Here is a 22094-nt window from a genome sequence, read left to right on the forward strand (position 1 = left end):
TAATGATATACTTACAGCTTTCTTTACTAGCATTAGGGGCGATATTATTAAATCATAATTTAATGATATCTATGCTATGTATTGTTATTTTTCTACTAATAACTTGGAAAAATAAAAATCTTAATGCTAGGAAAACTATTATTTGTTTAATAGTCTTCTTAGCTTTTTTTATTCGTGGAGCATATGAACAAAAAACTAATATTTCTCATTTGAAAAATGTTGAAAATAATAATTTAGAACTAGTGATTTCTGATAAATTAAATGTAAATGGAAATTATATGTCGGGAATTGGACGTATTGGAAATGAGGAGGTACTAATAAACTATAAAATTAAGAGTGAAGAAGAGAAGAATTTTTTTAAAGAAAAATTTTGGGGAGGAAAATTATCTGTAGTTGCTAATATAGAAGATGTTCCAAGTAAAACTAATTTTTATTCGTTTGATTATAAAAAGTATAACGAGAATAGAGGAATCTTTAAAAAAGTTTCTATTAATGAAATATCTGAGGTTAAGCATTTAGATTCTCTTCTTTTTAAATTCAAAACCTTTAGGAATAGAATGGCCTTGAAAATAGATGAAAATCTTACTTTTGATAAAAGTGGATATTTTCAAGCTTTAATTTTTGGAGATAAAAGTTATTTGTTGAGAGATGAAATTAGTTCTTTTAAAAACTTAGGTACTAGTCATTTATTAGCAATTTCTGGCTTACATATTGGGGTACTAATATCATTAATATATTTTATTTTATTAAAACTTAAAGTAAGTGTTGATTATATAGAAAAAATAATCTTAATTATAATTCCGTTATATATGTTATTAAGTGGGGCTAGTGCATCTGTTCTCAGAGCAGGTTTTATGATTATATTCTATATAATTTTCAGAAGAAAAAGTATTGATAAATTGGATAGTTTACTGCTTACATTTTTAATCTTATTATTTTATAATCCGTTGTATACTTTTAATATTGGTTTTCAATTATCATTTTTTATAACATTTAGTTTATTGATGTCAGAAAGTTATATTAAAACCTCTAGAAATAAACTACATATGTCTTTGAGAATTAGTATTATTTCTACATTGGCAAGTATACCGATATTACTTTATAATTTTCATACTATTGTTTATATTTCCGTACTAAGTAATATAGTTTTAGTGCCAATATTTAGTATAATACTATTTCCATTAGTATTGATAAGTTATATAATATTTTTATTAAGTGTACCTATATTTAATATTATGTGTAGACCGTTATTGAATTTTACCTTTAGTATTTTTGATAAACTTCAAGAAATATTCTTATATATAAAACCACTAAGAATTGGAAAACAAAGTATTTTTATAATTATTGTTATTTTTATAGTAGTTGTATATATTATGACTGAATTGAATAGATTAAAATATTCAAAAGCTGCAATCGGAGTTTTGACAGTTGCTATAATACTAATTATTTCGAGTTATATACCTAAAGAATATATAGAGGAGCTAAAAATAGGAAAAGAAAATATTTATTATATTAGAGAAAATAGTAATAATATGATAATAAATACATCTAGTAATATAAAAAATTTTTATACAGATTACAGAAAAAAAGATAGAGAATATGATATAATGAGTGAATATGATTCACTCTTGAACTATGAAGGTAAGGATAGATTCAATTATTTACTACTTACTTCATCTAAGAAAAATAAAAGTGAATATGCGACAAATTTATTAGCAAATAACTTAGTGAATAAGATTATAGTAGTAGATAGTGTGACTAAAAAATTATTAGAATTAAAAGATATAGCTCAATATAAAAAAGTAGAGTATATCGTTTTGAATAATGGAACTGAGATGAAATTTGGTAATACTTCTGTTTATTATTATAATAAAAAAGTAAAGGTGAAAAATCAGGACAGAGAATTTGAGATTGAGGTAGATGATTGATGAAAAATATCTATGTGATATATGGAGAAAATTTTGAAGCTATTAATGATTATGAGAAAAGTATAGCGAAAAAATATCTTAAAGAACTAGATGAATTTAATTATGTAAAAATTAATATGCATGAAAATACTATAGAAACTTTAGTCTATGAATGTAGAAGTAGTGGATTATTTGGGAATGAGAAAGTTGTCGTTGCTGAGAATTGTAATTTTTTATTAGCGAAACCTAAAAAAATTAAAGTAGAACATAACGTGGATATATTGATGAATTATTTAGAGAATATTAATGAAGACGTTGTGTTGATTTTAAAAATATTGGATAAGATTGATAGTAGAAAGAAATTAATAAAGAAGATTAAAGAAGCAGGAGAAGTTAAAGAATTTTCTAACTTTAATGAGAAGGAAATATCAGAGTATATTGTAAAAACAGTAGCAAAGCACGATGTGAAAATTTCTAAAGTTGATGCAGAATTTCTAGTGAATTACACTCGTTTGGATTTTGCTAATATAAAAAAAGAACTTGAAAAACTCCTTTTATATTGTGATGATAAGAAGATAATAACGCGAGGAGATATAGAATTATTAGCAACTAGAAGTTTAGAGTATGATGTTTTCAGCTTAACCAATGAATTGTTTGGGAAAAATTATGCTAAATTGAGAGTCGTGTTTAATTCATTAGTTTTAAAAAAAGAAGAGCCAATATTCTTGCTATCTTTAATTAGCGGTCAATTAAGAATATGTTATAAGGTGAAAGTACTTCTAAATGAACATTATTCACAAAAAGATATAGCTAAGGAATTAGGCGTTCATCCGTATAGAGTGCAGTTGGCAGCTCAAGGGATCAGAAATTATAGTGTTGATAAAATTATGAAAACATTGATTTTATCAGCTGACTATGATAAGTTATTAAAATCTTCGTATATGGATAAGTATATTATACTAGATCTTTTTATTAATAAATTAATTGATGAGCTGAATTAAAAAAATATTAGGTAAGTTTTATATAATAATGTTAGAATAGAATACAATTATTATTGTTAGGAGATTATTAATGGATAATAAAAATAATACCATTCATGTTGGAGCTTTGTTATTTATTTTAAATGGTATAATCTACTTATTAGGTGAATTTATCGCAGCAATGGGTACTGGTTTTCCTTTGGGAGAAGTATATTCAAAGCATTTTATTAGTTCACTAGGAGTTTACCCGTACCTAGTAGTTGATGGAGTTCCAAATGGATTTTCAAAATTAGCTATTCTTATGAATATTGACTTTGTTGTAACAGGTATAGTGTTTCTTATTGCTTACTATTTACTGATATTTGAAAAAGTAAGAGTTAGAAAACTAGGTACTCTATTGATACTAACTCCGTTAGTTTTTGCTATTGGAAGTGTATTGGTAGGATTATATCAAGGTGGTGTTCCGAGTGAAGATGGGCTTCATGGTTTAGGTGCGAGATTATCGTTTTCAGGTGGAAATTTTACAGCTTTATTAAGTGGAGTAGCATTATTTAGAGAGAATAAAAAATACGCTGTTGTATCTATAGTGTTAGGGATTATCGGCTTAATTAGTGCAGGTTTTATGAATAATGCAATTAACAACAATCTCTCTGATGTTGTTGCTATTTACGAAAGAATGACTGTTTATCCAATAACCTTATGGCAACTAATGACGGGTATTGTGTTTTTTAAAAAGAAGTAAGAATTAAGTAAAAGGGCTGACCCAAAAGTCCTAAATTTTAACAAGGTGTATATGAAAACTTATAGACGCAGTGGTTTATTGATATCTAAATTCGCTTTATAAAAGCTTTTTAGATATCTAATAAACTGTGCGGGGGTGACTCGACAAAATCGATTTCTATGAAATCACGATTTTTGAGTCACTCCCTTTTTTGTTTCAGATAATTAAAGTTAGTTAGTTGAAAAATATTCACAAAAAAACAAAAAATTCAGATAAATTAGTTTATTATAATTTGATATAGTGATATAATAATATTGTTAAAATAGAAAAATAAAATGAGGTATTGTTTAATGAAGAAAATAGAAACTAAATTAGCACAATTAGGAAATAGGACGGATAAGGTAACTGGAGCAATAGTGACGCCGATATATTTATCAACAGCTTATGCTCACCCTGGATTAGGAGAAAGTACAGGATATGATTATACGAGAACTAAAAATCCAACTCGTACTATTTTAGAGGAAGGTTTATGTGAACTTGAAGAAGGGTGTCGTGCGATAGCGACTAGTTCAGGGATGAGTGCTATTCAACTAGTTTTTGAACTATTTGATTTAAATAGTGAATTCTTAGTGTCTAGAGATTTATATGGGGGAAGTTTTAGATACTTTGATGAGTTAGAACGTAAAGGTGCTCAGAAATTTATTTATTTCACAGATGAAAAAGATCTTGAAGATAAAATTACAGATAATACAAAAGCGGTATTTATAGAAACTCCAACTAATCCATTAATGCAAGAAGTTGATATAGAGAGAGTTGCTCAAATTTCTAAGTCAAAAAATGCGTTATTAATTGTTGATAATACTTTATTAACACCATTAAGACAAAAACCGTTAACATTAGGAGCAGATATTGTTGTTCATTCTGCAACTAAATATTTAACAGGTCACAACGATATACTTGCTGGTGCTGTGATCACAAATGATGAACAAATAGGAGAGAGATTGGCGTGGATTTCTAATACGACTGGTGCTGTATTATCGGCATTTGATAGCTGGTTATTTGTTAGAAGTTTAAAAACATTGCCACTTCGTTTTAATCAACAAGAAAAAAATGCAAAAAAATTAGCTGAAGAATTAGCGAAACATCCAGAGGTGAAAGAAGTATTATATCCGAAAAAAGGAGCTATGCTTAGTTTCAAATTAAATGATGCTACTAAAATTGATAAATTTTTACGTTCATTAAGAGTTGCTACTTTTGCTGAGAGTTTAGGTGGTGTAGAAACATTAGTAACTTATCCTACTACTCAAACTCATTTTGATATTCCAGAGGAACTACGTTTATCTTATGGACTTACTCCAGATTTACTAAGAATTTCTGTAGGTGTAGAAGATGCTGAAGATTTAGTTGAAGATTTTCTAAGAGCATTAGAAGTGTAGGGGGAGAAAAATGACTAGAGTAGAAGAATTTGTAAAGAAATACTATGTTGAAAGAAGAAATACAAATAGTTTAAAATGGGATGCTTTGGAAGAACGATTTGGTGATTCTGAATTACTAGCTTTATGGGTAGCTGATATGGAATTTAAAACTCCCGAAAGTATTAGAGAAGCGTTGAGTGAACGTGTTGCACATGGAGTGTTTGGTTATACTAAATTGCCAGAAAGTTATTATAATGAATATAAAAACTGGCATAAAGAAAAATACAATTTTGAAGTAGATAAACAATGGATAAGATTTGCTCCGGGGATAGTTCAAGCTATATTATGGGTGATTCAAGCGTATACTAGAAAAGAAGATGCGGTTATTATAATGCCACCTGTATACTATCCTTTTGCTAATTCTATTAGAAATAGTGGTAGAAAATTAGTAGAGTCTCCATTACTAGAAGAAGACGGTAAATTCAAGATAGATTTTGAAACTTTTGAAAAAGAAATTAGAAAAAATGATGTTAAATTATATATTCATTGCTCACCTCATAATCCAGTCGGAAGAGTTTGGACATTAGAAGAGCAGAGAAGAGTATTTGAAATTTGCGAAAAATATGATGTGCTTGTATTATCAGATGAAATTCACCAAGACTTTACATATGAGGACCATAAACAAATTTCTGCATTAGCATTAGATGAAGGTAGATATAATAATCGTTTAATAGTAGCTAATTCTGGCTCAAAAACTTTCAATCTTGCTTCATTAGTGCATGCAACACTTTTAATCCCAGATAATAATATTCGTGAACAATTTGATAAATTTAGTAAAGAAAATCTAGGAGCTGAGCCAAGTTTATTAGGACAAATAGCTCTTGAAGCCGGCTATAGAGATGGAAAAGATTGGGTAGAAGGATTAAAAGCAACAATCCTATACAATTATAATTTAATTCATGATACATTAGCTCAAAAAGTACCAGAAATTAAAGTTTATCCATTAGAAGGAACATATCTAGTATTTTTAAACCTTGAGAAAGTTTTAAATGGGAAAACTACGAAACAATTTATTCAAGATGAATGTGACCTAGCGATTGACTTTGGTCACTGGTTTGGAAAAGGATATAATAGTTATATAAGAATTAATCTAGCAACTGGTCCAGAAAATATAAAAGAAGCTGTTGAAAGAATAGTAAAAAATTGTAATAGATAGAATTGATTTTAAAGAAGGATGTAGACAACATATCTATGTTCTTCTTTTTTTCTGTGAAAATAAAAAGTAAATAAAAAAACTACTCAGAATTCTGAGTAGTTTTTAAACTATTTAGCTAGGTTTGATTTATATCTAGCAGCTGCGTTTTTGTGGATTAAATTAGTTTTAGCAGCTTTATCGATTTTTTTGTAAGCAAGGTTTACTAACTCTGCAGCGTTAGCAGCACCTTCAGATTTAGCTACTTTAGCTTTTTTAATAGCTGTACGCATTTCAGATTTTTTTGCTGTGTTAGCAGCGTTTGTTTTAGCATCTTTTCTTACGCTTAATACTGATGATTTAATGTTTGGCATTCGATTCACCTCCTGGTCCTTATTTTTATTACTAAGAAATATTAATTAATATTCTTAATTACAATGAATTAAGTGTTGTTAGATACAACTACCTCATTTTAACATATTAAAATTGTAAATGCAAGGTATTTTTATACTTTTTTTTGCTATTAGTTATTTTTTAAGAATTTTTTATATTTTGGTTGACTAATGACTATAATGTATGTTAGTATATATGACGTTGATATTTAATTTTACATAGGTAAGGTTATTTGTCTTCTGACTTTATTATAATAAAAGATGTTTGAGAGATCCATCTATAAAAAAAACCTGAAGTACTGGTTTCTCAAATCAGTACTTTTTTATTTTCTCTTGAACAAGATAAGGAGATATAATGAGAAATAATACAGTTAAAGTTTTAACTATTCAAGCGTTAATCGCAGCGATTTATGTTGTATTAACATTAGCTATCGCGCCATTTTCATACGGTGCTATCCAATTTCGTATAAGTGAATCACTTTCACAATTAGTAGTGTTTAGCAAAAAATATTGGTTCCCAATTACTTTAGGAGTGGCAATCGCTAATATCTTTAGTCCACTTGGTATAGTAGATGTGTTCTTTGGAACTTTAGGAACAGGATTAGCTTTAGCAATCAGTATTTTTGTTTTTAAATTTGTAAAAAATAGAATTGCTAGACACATCATTAATATTATTTTATACCTAGTTATTTGTATGCCAATTATTGCATATGAAATTACTATTTTTAGTGGTGATAATTCAGCTAGAGTACCATTCGAGTTTGGTGCATTTACAGCTATCTACGGATCACTTCTTTTATCACAAGTAATCGTTATGGTTATCGGTATTGTTATTACTGAAGCTTTAAATAAAGCGATTGATCTTAAAAAAGTATTTGAATAATATTTATATAGAATCGTTAGGAAAATTCCTAGCGATTTTTTTATTATAAATTATTGACTCTCACGTAACGTCATAGTATATAATAAGAATATCACTAGTGAAATATTATAAATTATAGAGGGATGATTATGAGGATAAATGAAGTTGTGAAACTTACTGGAGTAAGTGCAAGAACATTACAATATTATGATGAAATTGGTTTACTAATTCCTCAAAAGTTAGATAACGGTTATAGAGATTATACCGAGGAAAATTTAGAGAAATTACAAAAAATATTATTCTATAGATTTCTTAAGTTTAAGTTAAATGATATAAAAGAATTACTTGAAGGTGATTTTGATAATTTAAAAATACTTGAACAACAACGTGAATTAATTTTAAGAGAAAAAGAAAAGTTTGAAGTGATTTTACATAATATAGAAAAAACAATTAGCAATTATAAAGGAGAAAAAACAATGACAATAGAAGAAAAATTTAATGGATTTAAAAAAGAGGATCTAAATAAGTATGAAAATCAAGCAGTAGAAAAATATGGTAAAGATACAATTGAAGAATCTAAAAAGCGTCAAAGTGGAAGAGAAGAAATAGTAACCGAGGAATTTAATGAAGTATTTCGTTCGATGGCGAAATTCAAAGATGAAAATGTAGATGTAGCAGAAAAAGAAGTACAATCTAAGGTAGAAGATTTATATAATAATATGAACGAATATGCTTTTGATTGTAGTATAGAAGTCTTCTCATATATAGGGAAAGGATATGTTCATAACCCAGAATTCAAAAAAAATATAGATAAATTTGGTGAAGGTGTAGCAGAGTATACATCTAAAGCAATAGAGAAATATTGTAGTGACAGATTAAATAAATAAGAAAGATAAAAATGTTCTAAAATAGTTTTTTAAAAGAAAATTTTAAAAAAACTATTGACAAATGAAATTATATATATTAAAATAACTAAGTCAGTTGAAAATGTACCGTAGACAGTAGGGGGAGAAATCCTTAATTAACCTACCGAGGACAAAATTCGAAAAGAAACTTATGTGCCTTTTTGTATGTTCTCGCATGCAAGAAGGTTTTTTTAATGGTACTGAAATTGATAAATCTACTTAGGAGGAAGTTCAATGTCAAAAGCTATTGAGAGAAAACAAGAGTTAGTAAATCAAATCGCAGAAGAAATTAAATCAAGTTCTTCAGTTGTTATCGCTGACTACCGTGGATTAAACGTTGCGGAAGTAACAGAATTACGTAACAACATGCGTAACGAAGGTTTAACTTTAAAAGTTTATAAAAACTCATTAGTTCGTCGTGCGATGGAGCAAGCAGGAATTGAAGGATTAGACGAAGTTCTAACTGGACCAAATGCTTTTGCTTTCTCAACAGACGATGCTGTAGCTCCTGCTAGAGTTTTAAACGATTTCGCTAAAGAACACGAAAACTTAGAACTAAAAGCTGGTGTTATAGAAGGAAAAGTTGCAGATCAATCTGAAATTAAAGCTATCGCTACATTACCAAGTCGCGAAGGATTACTTTCAATGTTACTATCTGTATTAACAGCGCCAATGCGCAATACTGCTTTAGCTGTTAAAGCTGTTGCAGACAAAAAAGCTGAACAAGAAGCTTAATAAACAACAATATTAAAAATATATAATTTAAAAATCGGAGGAAATTTATAATGACTAAAGAACAAATTTTAGACGCTATCAAAGAAATGTCAGTTTTAGAATTAAACGACTTAGTAAAAGCAATTGAAGAAGAATTCGGAGTAACTGCTGCTGCACCTGTAGCTGTAGTTGGTGGAGCTGCTGCTGGAGCTGCTGAAGAAAAAACTGAATTTGACGTAGTTTTAGCTAGCGCTGGAGACTCAAAAATTAAAGTAATCAAAGTTGTTCGTGAAATCACTGGAGACGGACTAAAAGAAGCTAAAGAAAAAGTTGATGGTGCGCCAGCAACACTTAAAGAAGGAGTTTCTAAAGAAGAAGCTGAAGAAATCAAAGCTAAATTAGAAGAAGTTGGAGCAACTGTAGAAGTTAAATAATTTCTAATCTAAGTAGATAAAAAGATAGATGTAAATAAACAATAATATTCTATTTGAGAATATTTGATACGATGATAATAACAAAAATAGTATATCTCAAGTGTCTAACTGTGGGATATACTATTTTCTTTCATTTTAAGAGGTGTCTTTATTATGGAACATTATTATACAAATAATCCGACGACAGAAAGTCGTGGAAAAATTATCAACTCAACAATAGCAAATGAGAATTTGAAGTTCTATACAGATAACGGGGTATTTTCAAAAGAAAATGTTGACTTTGGAACTAAAACGATGTTAGAAAGTTTTAATACTGAAAAGGAAGATGCTAAAGTTGCTGATATTGGATGTGGCTATGGAGTTATATCTATATTTTTAGCAAAAAAATATCCGACGTTTAAGTTTACTATGGTAGATGTAAATAATAGGGTTTTAGAACTATCAAAAAAAAATATTGAACTTAATAACATAAATAATGAAGTAGAAGTACTAGAAAGTAGTTCCTTTGATAATATCGAAGGAAACTTTGATATAGTATTAACAAACCCACCGATAAGAGCTGGGAAAAAAATCGTACATAAAATAATGACAGATAGTTATGAACATCTAAATGCTCAGGGGGAGCTTTGGGTGGTTATACAAAAAAAACAAGGAATGGCTAGTTGTAAAAAATTATTAGAAGAGACTTTTTCTAGAGTAGAAATAGTTACTAAAAATAAAGGCTACTATATACTGAAAGCCGTAAAATAATTGACAACTTGCTATGACTATGATAAAATGATATATTGCAAGTAATTCTATTTTCTTTTGGATAGAATTGCCTAAATTATATAAGTAAGTAAGAGAAAATGTATATATTTTCTTTTTAGTTTTTAAGAGAAAAGCTGAGAGGTGACACAGTTGCAAAAAGTTAAATTTGGTAAGCACAGACAAAGACGTAGCTATGCTAGAATATCAGAGGTAATTGATTTACCGGACTTAATTGAAATTCAAACCTTATCTTATGATAAATTTTTAGAAACTGGTCTAAAAGATGTTTTTAAAGATGTATCACCAATTGAAGGTAACAATGATAAATTGAGTTTAGAATTTATCGACTATAAATTAGGAACACCTAAGTATGATGTAGATGAATCTAAAGAACGTGATGCTACATATTCAGCACCTTTAAGAGTGCGCGTACGTTTAATCAATAAAGAACGTGACGAAATTAAAGAACAAGAAGTATTTATGGGTGAATTACCGTTGATGACTGAAACTGGGACGTTTATTATCAATGGTGCAGAGCGTGTAATTGTATCTCAATTAGTACGTTCGCCTTCTGTATATTTTACAGAAGATGACAAACTTAAAGTTAAAAATATTCCAAATGCCTATAAAACAACTGTTATTCCTAACAGAGGAGCTTGGTTGGAATTTGAAAAAGATATTAAAGGATTAGTTTATGCTCGTATTGATAGAACTAGAAAAATTCCTTTAACAACGCTTATCAGAGCGTTAGGTTTTGAATCTGATGAATCAATTATTAAATTATTCGGTGAAGATGCAGAACTATTAAACACATTAGAAAAAGATGAAAACTTAGACACAGGAACTGCGTTAAAAGTAATTTATGATAAATTACGTCCTGGTGAGCCGGCTAACGTAGAGACTGCTAAAGCTACTTTACATGGTAGATTCTTCGATCCAAGAAGATATGATTTAGCTAAAGTAGGACGTTACAAATTAAACAACAAACTTCACGTTGGAGAACGTCTAGAAAATCAAATTCTAGTTGAGCCAATCGTTGACACAGAAACAGGAGAAATCTTAGTAGAAAAAGGTACTAAGTTAACACGTGAAATCATTGATGGAATTTATGAAGAATTAGGTACTACAGCTAACGTAGTTGAATTCGATATGAATGAAAGTCTTGATGGAAGTGATAGCTTAAAATTACAATTATTCAAAGTTGTAAACCAAGTAAAAGTAGGTAATGACTTCGATATTGATGAATTAACTGATGATCAAGTATTACATGTAATTGGTAATGGAGCACCTAATAAAGATGTTCTTACATTAACAATTGCTGATATCGTAGCAAGTATTAACTACTACCTATTATTAATTAGAAACCGTAGAAATAACGATGGATTTGAATTTGAATTAATCGGTCGTGTAGATGATATTGACCACCTTGGTAACCGTCGTCTACGTTGTATTGGTGAATTATTACAAAACCAAATTCGTGTAGGTATTTCTCGTATGGAGCGTGTTGTGCGTGAACGTATGAGTATTCAAGATACTAATGAAATCACTCCACAACAACTTATTAACGTAAGACCAGTTACAGCAATTATTAAAGAGTTCTTCGGAAGTTCTCAACTTTCACAATTCATGGACCAAGTAAACCCACTAAGTGAGCTTACTCACAAACGTCGTTTATCTGCACTTGGACCTGGTGGTTTAACAAGGGAACGTGCAGGAATGGAAGTTCGTGACGTTCACTATTCACACTATGGTCGTATGTGTCCGATTGAAACACCAGAGGGACCAAACATAGGTCTTATCAACTCACTTTCATCATTTGCACGAATAAATGAGTTTGGATTCATTATGACTCCATATAGAAAAGTTGAATTTGATGCAGAAGGGCGTCCATACGTAACTGAAAATGTACAATACTTAACTGCTGATCAAGAAGATAAATACGTAGTAGCACAATCAACTGCGAATGTTGATGAAAAAGGTTACTTCGTTGATGAAGAAGTAGTATGTCGTTTTAGAGGGGATAACACAGTTAAACCTCGTGAAATGATGAACTTCATGGACGTATCGCCTAAACAGGTAGTATCTGCAGCCACTGCATGTATTCCGTTCTTAGAGAATGACGACTCTAACCGTGCACTTATGGGAGCGAACATGCAACGTCAAGCAGTACCTCTAATGATTACGGAAGCACCATTTGTTGGTACAGGTATGGAGCACCTTGCAGCACGTGACTCAGGAGCGGCTGTTATTGCTAAATATCCTGGTATCGTAGAATACGTAGATGGAGCGAAAATTAAAGTACGTCGCATTGAAACACTTGAAGGTAAAGAGATTAAAGGTGACTTAGATACATACGTAATTCACAAATTCGTACGTTCTAACCACTCTACAGCTTATAACCAAAAACCAATTGTTAAAGTTGGAGATAGAGTAGAACCTAAAGATATCCTTGCGGATGGTCCATCAATGGATAAAGGAGAATTAGCTTTAGGTAAAAACCTTGTAGTAGCATTCGTTAACTGGGATGGTTATAACTATGAGGATGCTGTTATAATGAGTGAGCGTCTTGTAAAAGATGACGTTTATACTTCTATCCACGTAGAAGAATACGAAACTGATGCTCGTGATACTAAATTAGGACCTGAAGAAATTACTCGTGAAATTCCTAACGTAGGTGAAAATGCACTTAGAAACTTAGATGCACGAGGAATTATCAGAATCGGTGCTGAAGTTAAAGATGGAGATATCTTAGTAGGTAAAGTTACACCGAAAGGATTAACTGAACAAACTCCAGAAGAAAAATTATTATATGCTATCTTTGGAGCTAAATCTAAAGAAGTACGTGATACTTCATTACGTGTACCTCACGGGGCAGATGGAGTAGTTGCTGATGTTAAAATCTTTAAACGTGAAGATGGTGCAGAATTACCTAACGGTGTAAATGAACTTGTACGTGTATTCATTGTACAAAAACGTAAAATCCGTGTAGGGGATAAAATGGCCGGTCGTCACGGTAACAAAGGGGTTATCTCAAATATCTTACCAGAAGAAGATATGCCTTACCTACCAGATGGTACACCAGTTGACGTAATGTTAAACCCACTTGGGGTTCCATCTCGTATGAACATTGGACAAGTATTAGAGCTACACTTAGGTATGGCTGCTAAACAATTAGGAATCCACGTTGCTACACCAGTATTCGATGGAGCTACTGATGAAGATGTTTGGTCAACGGTTGCTGAGGCTGGAATGGCTAAAGACGCTAAGACTGTTCTTTATGATGGACGTACAGGTGAACCATTCGACAGCCGTGTATCTGTAGGGGTAATGTACATGATTAAACTTGCCCACATGGTTGATGATAAACTTCATGCACGTTCAATTGGACCATACTCATTAGTAACTCAACAACCACTTGGAGGTAAAGCTCAATTTGGTGGACAAAGATTTGGTGAGATGGAGGTATGGGCACTTGAAGCTTATGGTGCTGCATATACTCTTCAAGAAATCTTAACATACAAATCAGATGATACTAACGGTCGTGTTAAAACTTATGAAGCAATCGTTAAAGGTGAAAACATTCCACGTCCAGGTGTTCCTGAATCATTCCGAGTGCTTATGAAAGAACTTCAAGCCTTAGGTATGGACTTTAGAGTAATGGATAATGAAGATAACGAAGTAGATATGGGTGATATCGATTTAGGAGATACAATTGACTTCCACGAATCACATAACCATGATCACAACGAAGAAAAATCAGAAGAAGCTAAAGAAACAAAAGAAGCTTCTGAAGAAAGTGCTGAAGAAGGATATCAAAGTTTAGCAAACTTACTTCTATCTGATACTGATGAATACGAAGATGTAGAAGAAGATGCTGAAGAAGAAACTTCAGGATATCAAGCTTTGGCAAGTCTTTTAATGTCAGATACTGATGAGTATGAAGATGTAGAAGACGATACAGATGAAGAATAATAAAAATTTGACAATCAATCACAAAGAACTATTCAAGGCATTTATACAAAAAAATAAAGGAGGTATGCTCCTTGATAGACGTAAATAATTTTGCATATATGAAAATTAGTTTAGCTTCTCCTGAAAAAATCAGAAGTTGGTCTTATGGAGAGGTTAAAAAACCTGAAACTATTAACTATAGAACTTTAAAACCAGAAAATGATGGACTATTCTGTGAAAGAATCTTTGGTCCAACTAAAGACTGGGAATGTGCTTGTGGAAAGTACAAACGAGTAAGATATAAAAATATAAAATGTGATAAATGTGGAGTTGACGTAACTTTAGCCAAAGTTCGTCGTGAAAGAATGGGGCACTTAGAATTAGCTGCCCCAGTCAGCCACATTTGGTATTTCAAAGGTATTCCAAGTAGAATGGGTCTTCTACTTGACCTTAGTCCAAGACAATTAGAAGAAGTAATTTACTTTGCTTCTTACATTGTTATCGATCCAGGTGAAACTGACTTCATGAAAAAACAAATCGTTTCTGAACGTGAAGTACGTGAAGCACGTAGTACATTTGGAGCAAACTCTTTCGTAGCTAAAATGGGAGCTGAAGCTATTCGTGACCTTTTAGCTGAGTTAGATATTGAAAAAGAACTTAAAGACCTTAAAAATGAACTTAAAGAATTAAGTGAAAGTAATTATAAATCGGGTCAAAAAGTTGTAAAAATTATTAAACGTGTTGAAGTATTCGAAGCGTTTAAACACTCTGGAAATAAACCAGAATGGATGATTATGACTGTGTTACCAGTTATTCCACCAGAATTAAGACCAATGGTTCAATTAGATGGTGGACGTTTTGCAACAAGTGACTTAAACGATTTATACAGACGTGTAATTAACCGTAACAACCGTCTGAAAAAACTTATCGAACTTAAAGCACCAGGGCTAATCGTACAAAATGAAAAACGTATGTTACAAGAAGCAGTTGATGCATTAATCGATAACGGACGTCGTGGTCGTCCAGTAACAGGTCCTGGTAATAGAACATTAAAATCATTATCTAATATGTTAAAAGGTAAACACGGTCGTTTCCGTCAAAACTTATTAGGTAAACGTGTTGACTATTCTGGACGTTCAGTAATCGTAGTTGGTCCAAACTTAAAAATGTACCAATGTGGATTACCTAAAGAAATGGCTCTTGAATTATTCAAACCATTTGTTATGCGTGAATTAGTTAAACGTGAATTAGCTAATAACATTAAAAATGCTAAAAATCAAATCGAAAGAATGGAAGATCATGTTTGGGATATCTTAGAAGATATTATTCGTGAGCACCCAGTATTACTTAACCGTGCCCCGACTCTTCACAGACTTGGTATCCAAGCATTCGAACCAATCTTAGTTGAAGGACGTGCTATTCGTCTTCACCCTCTTGTAACAACAGCGTTTAACGCCGACTTTGATGGTGACCAAATGGCCGTACACGTTCCTTTATCAAAAGAAGCTCAAGCAGAAGCACGTATGCTAATGTTAGCTGCTCAAAACATCCTTAACCCTAAAGATGGTAAACCAGTAGTTACACCATCTCAGGATATGGTATTAGGTAACTACTACCTAACACTAGAAAGACCTGGAGCAGTAGGGGAAGGTATGATTTTCAAAGATGCTGATGAAGCAAGAATTGCATACCAAAATGGATATATTCACCTTCACACTCGTGTAGGTATCGCAGCTAAATCTTTTGAAAACCCAACGTTTACAGAAGAACAAAACAAAAAATTACTTGTTACTACAATTGGTAAAGTAATTTTCAACGATATATTACCAGAAGGATTCCCATTCTTAAATGAACCTACTAAGGAAAACTTAGAAACAGCGACTCCTGATAAATATTTCGTAGCACCATCTGACTTAACAGAAGGTGGATTAAAAGCTTATATAGCTGAAAAAGAACCAGCAACACCATTTAAAAAAGGATTCTTATCAAAAATCATTTCTGAAATCTTCAATAGATTCCACATTACTGAAACTTCAATGATGTTAGACAGAATGAAAGACTTAGGATTCAAATATTCTTCAAGAGCTGGTATTACAGTAGGGGTAAGTGACGTATTCGTCCTTCCTAACAAATATGAAATCTTAGCAGACTCACAAGCTAATGTTGATAAAATCACAACATTATATAGACGTGGTCTATTAACAGAAGAAGAAAGATATCAAAATGTTATTGCTCAATGGGCTAAAGCAAAAGATATTATCCAAGATCAACTTATGGACTCTCTTCCAGCTACTAACCCAATTTACATGATGAGTGACTCTGGAGCCCGTGGTAACGCGTCAAACTTTACACAGTTAGCCGGTATGCGTGGTCTGATGGCTTCTCCATCAGGACGTATCATGGAGATGCCTGTACGTTCATCATTTAAAGAAGGATTAACAGTATTAGAGTTCTTCATCTCTTCTCACGGTGCGCGTAAAGGTCTTGCCGATACAGCCCTTAAAACAGCCGATTCAGGTTACCTAACTCGTCGTCTTGTAGACGTTGCACAAGATGTTATCGTTCGTGAAAACGACTGTGGTACATCTCGTGGATTAAGAGTTGCAGCACTTAAAAATGGAACAGATGAAATCGAAAGCTTACAAGAACGTCTTGAAGGTAGATACAGTAAAGAAACTGTTGTTCACCCAGAGACTGGAAAAGTTATCGTTGAAGATGGTCAATTAATTACATTAGATACAGCTAAAGAAATTGAAGCAGCTGGAATCGAAAGTGTTGTTATTAGATCAGCATTTACATGTAACTCACGTCACGGTGTTTGTGAGAAATGTTACGGTAAAAACTTAGCGACAGGTGAAAAAGTAGAAGTTGGGGAAGCAGTTGGTACAATTGCCGCTCAATCTATCGGAGAACCTGGTACACAGCTTACAATGCGTACGTTCCACACAGGTGGGGTTGCCGGTGCCGATATCACACAAGGTTTACCTCGTATTCAAGAGTTATTTGAAGCACGTAATCCTAAAGGTAAGGCATTAATCTCAGAAGTTGATGGAACAGTTACAAAAGTAGAAATCGATAATAACCACGTACGTAGAATTTACGTATTAAGTGAAATCGGTGAAGAAAGAGAATATCAAGACTATGGTGCAAGCCGTATGTTAGTTAAAGAAGATGACAAAGTTAAACGTGGTCAAGCTTTAACAGAAGGTTCTATTGAACCAAAAGAATTGCTATCAATTGCAGGTCTAGAAGCAGTACAAAGTTACCTATTAACTGAAGTACAAAAAGTTTATCGTATGCAAGGGGTAGAAATCAGTGATAAACACGTTGAGGTTATGGTACGTCAAATGTTAAGAAAAGTACGTGTAATCAACGCTGGAGATACTGATTTACTTCCAGGTTCATTAGTAGATATTCACAAATTTACAGATGAAAACAAAAAAATTCTTGAAGCAAGAGGTAACATGGCTACAGCTAAACCTGTAATCCTAGGTATCACTAAAGCTTCATTAGAAACAGAAAGTTTCTTATCTGCAGCCTCATTCCAAGAAACAACTCGTGTTCTTACAGACGCAGCTGTTAAAGGAAAAGTTGATAAACTTATGGGACTTAAAGAGAACGTTATTATTGGTAAGCTAATTCCAGCCGGAACAGGAATGCCAAGATATAATGATGTTGATATTAAAGCAGAAAAAGTATTAGAAACTGAAGTTAATAATGAATTAGGTAGACCAATTGAAGAAGAATTACACGAAGAATTAGGTTCTATTTAATAAGAAATAGATAAAAGTTAATAGGAATATAAAAAAAATATTATATTCCTATTGACAAATCTAGAAAAAATATGTAAAATAAATAATGTTGAATACAAAAGTAGAAGCACCCGTTTCTCACCTGCCAATTTTGATTGTACAGGTTAATGTAGATGAAATGTAGAATTTTATGCTGGGTGTTTTACACTCAGTTTTTTTTAATGCTTTTAGTATTTAATGAATTTATAAATAGGAGGTGCTGATCATTAGTAAAGATACTGCACAAGTAAATGAAGGTATTAAAGCGAAAGAGTTTCTTTTAATTAGCCAAAATGGAGAACAATTAGGAGTTAAAACTAAGGTAGAAGCGATGCAAATTGCAGAGCGTATGAACCTAGATGTTGTTCTAGTAGCTCCAAATGCTAAAACACCAGTTGCTAAAATTATGAACTACGGTAAGTTCAAATTTGAACAACAGAAGAAAGAAAAAGAAGCACGTAAGAAACAAAAAATCGTAACAACAAAAGAGATAAGATTATCTCCAACAATTGAAAAGCACGATTTTGAAACTAAGTTGAAAAATGCACGAAAATTCTTAGCAAAAGAAGACAAAGTTAAAGTTTCTATTCGTTTTAAAGGGAGAGCAATCACCCACAAAGAAATTGGACAGAAAGTTTTAGAAAACTTTTCTAACGAGGCTAGCGATATAGCTACTGTCGAACAAAAACCTAAAATGGAAGGTCGCAGTATGTTCTTAGTTCTAGCACCAAAAAAAGAGAAATAAAGGTTTAATATAGGAGGAATTTGATAATGCCAAAAATGAAATCTCACCGTGGTTTAGCAAAACGTGTGAAAAAAACAGCTAGCGGTAAATTAAAACGTAGCCGTGCTTATACTTCTCACTGGTTTTCAAGAAAAACTACTAAACAAAAACGTCACTTACGTAAAGCTTCATTAGTATCTCGTGGTGATTACAAACGTATTAGAACTTTATTAGTTAAATAATATTAAAGAAGATTAATTATAGCGTAAATACTTATTTAAGTTATACATAAGGAGGAATTAGATATGCCACGTGTTAAAGGTGGAACTGTGACTCGTCGTCGCCGTAAAAAAGTTTTAAAACTAGCTAAAGGATATTTTGGTTCAAAACATACATTATTCAAAGTTGCTAAGCAACAAGTAATGAAATCAGGAATGTATGCTTTCAGAGACCGTCGTCAAACAAAACGTAACTTCAGAAGATTATGGATCGTTCGTATTAATGCAGCTGCAAGATTAAACGGATTATCTTACAGCCGTCTAATGAATGGACTTAAAGTTGCTGGAATCGATATTAACAGAAAAATGTTATCAGAAATCGCTATCCACGACGCAGCTGGATTCACAAGCATTTGTGAACAAGCTAAAGCAGCTTTAGCTAAATAATAAAAGTTGATAAAAAGGTTACTTGCATAATTTTGTAAGTAACCTTTTTTTTAATATATTCAAGATATAAAATTTTACTCAAGATAGGAATTCAATTCTTATCTTGAGTTTTTATCAAACTTATTAGTTAATAGACTATTTTTCTTGGATTCTTTAATCTATGAAGCTTCTCTTTAGCTATTTCATTATATATTTCTTCATTTCTTTTTTCATATAACAGTGTAGCCCATGTATACCAAAGTAAATCACAAAAATTCAAGAAGACTTTTAATTTATCATAATTACATTCTTCATCAGTAAAATATGCTTTTAAGAAGGTTATTGTTTCCTCATAGTTTAAGTCATTTTCTGAGATGAAGCTCGCAATATCAAAGTAGTAATCATTATATCCAGCATATTCAAAATCTATTAAATATAATGCATCTTTAGTGAAGAGGAAATTACCTTCAACTAAATCATTATGGCATAGTCTATCAGCCTTGTATAGTTTTTTAAATTCATCTATTATATACATATAATCATCTAATCCATAGGGCAATTCATCGATTTGATTATAGTAACTATTAAATTGATCAATAGGATTAAAAGTATTTTCTGCTTGAAATTTTTTTGAATGAAACTCTTTTAAAAGTTTTCCTATTCTTACAATATTTGACAAACTTCTTTGTGAAATGAATGTTTTAGGATTTGGCTGAAACACAGTAATTAAATTATCATTATTAATATAAACTGGTTTTAGAAAGTACGGTTCATTTGATAGTAGTTTAAGAGCTTCTTTTTCATTATCTTTATTAACTATTTTTGTTGAATCTTTAGAAGTTCTGTAGAAGTATTTATTTTTATCAGTAGTAACTATAAAATTATTATTAGTAACTCCATAGCTTGTTTCTTCGATAGAATACACTTTTTCATTTAGTATTTTTTCTAATTTCTCAATGCTGTACATAAAATACCCTCCTTTATTTCAGAAATTTAATATACTTTTCACCTTTATTATACAATATAGGTAATAAATATAAAAGAAAAACGATTTCAATATATTCATTTTAAAAAATAAATTTCTGTATTAAAATACTATTTTTTTTATAATGACATTAAAAAAATTGTATTTTAAATTTATTAATTATCATGGTGTTTTTTATGTGAACTACAATCGTTTGTAATCTTTTAAAATAGTTGATATATATAGTTATTTTTGAATTACATAATAATAAAATAATAGGAGTAATGTTGAAAAAAACATAGAAATTTGGTATAATTAAAATATATAAAATATATTTATATACATATAGTTTCATTTTTAAATACTTAGGAGGTGTAAAATGAAAGAAGTTTTTATTAATAGTGAATATATCACGTTAGCACAATTTTTAAAGTTAGAAGGTTTCATAGGTTCTGGAGGAGAGGCTAAGTACTTTTTACAAGATGTAGAAGTTGAGTTGAACGGAGAATTAGAAAATAGACGAGGGAAAAAATTATATTCAAACGATATTATTAAATTAGAAGGAAATGAATTCATAATTATTAATGAGAATTAAGAGTTTAAAATTACTGTACTTTCGAAATTATTTATCAATGAATATAGATGTACATCCCTCGCTTAATGTTTTAGTAGGAAACAATGCGAATGGAAAAACTAATATTATAGAATCTATTTTTTGCTTAGCGCTTGGACGCAGTTATCGAACAAAAAGCGATAGTGAATGCATAATGTTTGGTGAAACTGCCACTGCAATGTCATGTGTAGTTAATAAAAATAATAAGAATCTCGATATTATGTTAGGTATAAGTAATAAAGGTAAAAGTGCTAAAATTGCAGGAGTAAAAAAAAATAAACTAACTGATTTTGTAGGAGAGCTTAACGTTGTATTATTTTCACCAGAAGATTTACAATTAGTAAAAGGATCCCCTTCACTTAGAAGAGAGTTTATAAATAGAGAATTTTATCAGTTCTCACGTATTTATCATAAGTATTATCTAATGTATCAACATTTATTAAAACAGAGAAATTCTTATTTAAAAGATATGAGAAAAAATCCAAAGGATGAGATATCTCTTGCATATTTAGAGACCCTTACTTTTCAATTAGCTAAAGTCGCTATATATATAACAAAAGAAAGAGTATCGTTTGTTCAAGATATTTCAAAATTGACCTATAAAAATATGATGAATATATCTAATGGCCAAGAATCATTAACGATTAAATATAAAAGTTCAGTTCTAGAATCCCTTAATATAGCTGATGTAACGGAGGAAGGATTTACTGAAGAGAATTTAACTAAAGTTATGATGAAAAAATCCTTTGATGATATAATGCGTGGAAGTACTAAAATAGGACCGCATCAAGATGACCTTGGATTTTATATAAATGATCTTGATGCAAAAATGTATGCATCACAAGGACAACAACGAAGCATTGTATTATCACTTAAATTAGCTGAGATAAATTATCTTAAATCAAAAACGGGTACATATCCAGTCTTACTTTTAGATGATGTTCTTAGTGAACTTGATAAGAATAGACAACTAAAATTATTAGATGCAATTAATGAAAATGTACAAACATTCATTACAACACCTTCGATATCAGATATTAAAGAAGATTTATTAAAAAAAGCTAAAGTTTTCAAAATAGAAAATGGAAATATTAGTGAATTAATCTAGAAAATTTATTTTATAAATTTACTAAAA

Annotated in this window: 19 protein-coding genes and 2 other annotated features; of the genes, 17 read left to right on the plus strand and 2 right to left on the minus strand. The window is 30.9% G+C overall.

All coding sequences use genetic code 11. The features are described 5' to 3' along the window. Positions 1-2: 2 nt before the first annotated feature. The 5 genes from O5Y44_RS03375 to O5Y44_RS03395 all read left to right on the plus strand — a co-directional run bounded on the left by O5Y44_RS03375 (position 3) and on the right by O5Y44_RS03395 (position 6239). Positions 3-1928, plus strand: coding sequence for a ComEC/Rec2 family competence protein (locus O5Y44_RS03375; RefSeq protein WP_371465535.1), 1926 nt, complete (start codon positions 3-5; stop codon positions 1926-1928). Then, positions 1928-2908 (plus strand): DNA polymerase III subunit delta, encoded by a 981-nt coding sequence (gene holA, locus O5Y44_RS03380; protein ID WP_371465537.1) that lies wholly within the window; start codon positions 1928-1930, stop codon positions 2906-2908. The genes O5Y44_RS03375 and holA overlap by 1 nt, the downstream gene beginning before the upstream one ends. Positions 2909-2978: 70 nt before the next feature. After that, entirely contained in the window at positions 2979-3629 is a 651-nt protein-coding gene (locus tag O5Y44_RS03385; RefSeq protein WP_371465538.1) for a DUF998 domain-containing protein, read from the plus strand. Between the two features lie 329 nt (positions 3630-3958). Then, the gene (locus O5Y44_RS03390) at positions 3959-5044 is read left to right on the plus strand and encodes a PLP-dependent transferase (RefSeq protein ID WP_371465539.1); all 1086 of its coding nucleotides are present in this window, start codon (positions 3959-3961) and stop codon (positions 5042-5044) included. 10 nt (positions 5045-5054) lie between these two features. Next, positions 5055-6239 (plus strand): MalY/PatB family protein, encoded by a 1185-nt coding sequence (locus O5Y44_RS03395; protein ID WP_371465540.1) that lies wholly within the window; start codon positions 5055-5057, stop codon positions 6237-6239. Between the two features lie 107 nt (positions 6240-6346). Here the strand turns inward: O5Y44_RS03395 and rpsT are convergent, their stop codons facing one another. Continuing rightward, positions 6347-6589 (minus strand): 30S ribosomal protein S20, encoded by a 243-nt coding sequence (rpsT, locus tag O5Y44_RS03400; protein ID WP_003145397.1) that lies wholly within the window; start codon positions 6587-6589, stop codon positions 6347-6349. Positions 6590-6962: 373 nt separating this feature from the next. Between rpsT and O5Y44_RS03405 the strand changes: the two genes are divergently transcribed. The 10 genes from O5Y44_RS03405 to rplT all read left to right on the plus strand — a co-directional run bounded on the left by O5Y44_RS03405 (position 6963) and on the right by rplT (position 19403). After that, on the plus strand, positions 6963-7490 hold the full coding sequence (locus tag O5Y44_RS03405; protein ID WP_003146333.1) for a QueT transporter family protein: 528 nt from the start codon (positions 6963-6965) through the stop codon (positions 7488-7490). Between the two features lie 128 nt (positions 7491-7618). Next, a complete protein-coding gene (locus tag O5Y44_RS03410; protein WP_271987015.1) occupies positions 7619-8356 on the plus strand; it encodes a MerR family transcriptional regulator in 738 nt (245 codons plus the stop codon). Positions 8357-8443: 87 nt separating this feature from the next. Continuing rightward, positions 8444-8576: a sequence feature (ribosomal protein L10 leader region), on the plus strand. A gap of 32 nt (positions 8577-8608) precedes the next feature. Continuing rightward, entirely contained in the window at positions 8609-9109 is a 501-nt protein-coding gene (gene rplJ, locus O5Y44_RS03415) for a 50S ribosomal protein L10 (protein ID WP_371465542.1), read from the plus strand. Between the two features lie 50 nt (positions 9110-9159). Continuing rightward, entirely contained in the window at positions 9160-9522 is a 363-nt protein-coding gene (gene rplL / locus O5Y44_RS03420) for a 50S ribosomal protein L7/L12 (protein WP_271966313.1), read from the plus strand. A gap of 153 nt (positions 9523-9675) precedes the next feature. Next, positions 9676-10272: a class I SAM-dependent methyltransferase gene (locus O5Y44_RS03425; RefSeq protein ID WP_371465543.1), complete on the plus strand. Its 597-nt coding sequence runs from the start codon at positions 9676-9678 to the stop codon at positions 10270-10272. A gap of 150 nt (positions 10273-10422) precedes the next feature. After that, the gene (rpoB, locus tag O5Y44_RS03430; RefSeq protein ID WP_271966311.1) at positions 10423-14244 is read left to right on the plus strand and encodes a DNA-directed RNA polymerase subunit beta; all 3822 of its coding nucleotides are present in this window, start codon (positions 10423-10425) and stop codon (positions 14242-14244) included. A 71-nt stretch (positions 14245-14315) separates the two neighbouring features. Further along, positions 14316-17996, plus strand: coding sequence for a DNA-directed RNA polymerase subunit beta' (rpoC, locus tag O5Y44_RS03435; protein WP_371465546.1), 3681 nt, complete (start codon positions 14316-14318; stop codon positions 17994-17996). Between the two features lie 92 nt (positions 17997-18088). Next, positions 18089-18201, plus strand: a sequence feature (ribosomal protein L20 leader region). A 30-nt stretch (positions 18202-18231) separates the two neighbouring features. Next, positions 18232-18759, plus strand: coding sequence for a translation initiation factor IF-3 (infC, locus tag O5Y44_RS03440; protein ID WP_271966309.1), 528 nt, complete (start codon positions 18232-18234; stop codon positions 18757-18759). Between the two features lie 26 nt (positions 18760-18785). Continuing rightward, positions 18786-18980, plus strand: coding sequence for a 50S ribosomal protein L35 (rpmI, locus tag O5Y44_RS03445; RefSeq protein ID WP_003145690.1), 195 nt, complete (start codon positions 18786-18788; stop codon positions 18978-18980). Positions 18981-19043: 63 nt separating this feature from the next. Beyond that, positions 19044-19403 (plus strand): 50S ribosomal protein L20, encoded by a 360-nt coding sequence (gene rplT / locus O5Y44_RS03450; RefSeq protein WP_271966308.1) that lies wholly within the window; start codon positions 19044-19046, stop codon positions 19401-19403. Between the two features lie 127 nt (positions 19404-19530). Here rplT and O5Y44_RS03455 read toward each other — a convergent pair whose 3' ends face one another. Then, positions 19531-20349, minus strand: coding sequence for a choline/ethanolamine kinase family protein (locus tag O5Y44_RS03455; RefSeq protein WP_271966307.1), 819 nt, complete (start codon positions 20347-20349; stop codon positions 19531-19533). Between the two features lie 376 nt (positions 20350-20725). Between O5Y44_RS03455 and yaaA the strand changes: the two genes are divergently transcribed. Beyond that, on the plus strand, positions 20726-20941 hold the full coding sequence (yaaA, locus tag O5Y44_RS03460; protein WP_003146324.1) for a S4 domain-containing protein YaaA: 216 nt from the start codon (positions 20726-20728) through the stop codon (positions 20939-20941). 37 nt (positions 20942-20978) lie between these two features. After that, entirely contained in the window at positions 20979-22067 is a 1089-nt protein-coding gene (gene recF, locus O5Y44_RS03465; protein WP_271966306.1) for a DNA replication/repair protein RecF, read from the plus strand. Positions 22068-22094: the final 27 nt, after the last annotated feature.

This window comes from Gemella sp. 27098_8_155 (assembly GCF_041433725.1).
Classification (GTDB): domain Bacteria; phylum Bacillota; class Bacilli; order Staphylococcales; family Gemellaceae; genus Gemella; species Gemella haemolysans_D.

What these genes read in the sequence shown, in the direction of transcription:
- O5Y44_RS03375 (WP_371465535.1), top strand. Translation starts at nt 3, where the DNA reads ATGATATACTTACAGCTTTCTTTACTAGCATTAGGGGCGATATTATTA.
- holA (WP_371465537.1), top strand. Translation starts at nt 1,928, where the DNA reads ATGAAAAATATCTATGTGATATATGGAGAAAATTTTGAAGCTATTAAT.
- O5Y44_RS03385 (WP_371465538.1), top strand. Translation starts at nt 2,979, where the DNA reads ATGGATAATAAAAATAATACCATTCATGTTGGAGCTTTGTTATTTATT.
- O5Y44_RS03390 (WP_371465539.1), top strand. Translation starts at nt 3,959, where the DNA reads ATGAAGAAAATAGAAACTAAATTAGCACAATTAGGAAATAGGACGGAT.
- O5Y44_RS03395 (WP_371465540.1), top strand. Translation starts at nt 5,055, where the DNA reads ATGACTAGAGTAGAAGAATTTGTAAAGAAATACTATGTTGAAAGAAGA.
- rpsT (WP_003145397.1), bottom strand. Translation starts at nt 6,589, where the DNA reads ATGCCAAACATTAAATCATCAGTATTAAGCGTAAGAAAAGATGCTAAA.
- O5Y44_RS03405 (WP_003146333.1), top strand. Translation starts at nt 6,963, where the DNA reads ATGAGAAATAATACAGTTAAAGTTTTAACTATTCAAGCGTTAATCGCA.
- O5Y44_RS03410 (WP_271987015.1), top strand. Translation starts at nt 7,619, where the DNA reads ATGAGGATAAATGAAGTTGTGAAACTTACTGGAGTAAGTGCAAGAACA.
- rplJ (WP_371465542.1), top strand. Translation starts at nt 8,609, where the DNA reads ATGTCAAAAGCTATTGAGAGAAAACAAGAGTTAGTAAATCAAATCGCA.
- rplL (WP_271966313.1), top strand. Translation starts at nt 9,160, where the DNA reads ATGACTAAAGAACAAATTTTAGACGCTATCAAAGAAATGTCAGTTTTA.
- O5Y44_RS03425 (WP_371465543.1), top strand. Translation starts at nt 9,676, where the DNA reads ATGGAACATTATTATACAAATAATCCGACGACAGAAAGTCGTGGAAAA.
- rpmI (WP_003145690.1), top strand. Translation starts at nt 18,786, where the DNA reads ATGCCAAAAATGAAATCTCACCGTGGTTTAGCAAAACGTGTGAAAAAA.
- rplT (WP_271966308.1), top strand. Translation starts at nt 19,044, where the DNA reads ATGCCACGTGTTAAAGGTGGAACTGTGACTCGTCGTCGCCGTAAAAAA.
- O5Y44_RS03455 (WP_271966307.1), bottom strand. Translation starts at nt 20,349, where the DNA reads ATGTACAGCATTGAGAAATTAGAAAAAATACTAAATGAAAAAGTGTAT.
- yaaA (WP_003146324.1), top strand. Translation starts at nt 20,726, where the DNA reads ATGAAAGAAGTTTTTATTAATAGTGAATATATCACGTTAGCACAATTT.
- recF (WP_271966306.1), top strand. Translation starts at nt 20,979, where the DNA reads ATGAATATAGATGTACATCCCTCGCTTAATGTTTTAGTAGGAAACAAT.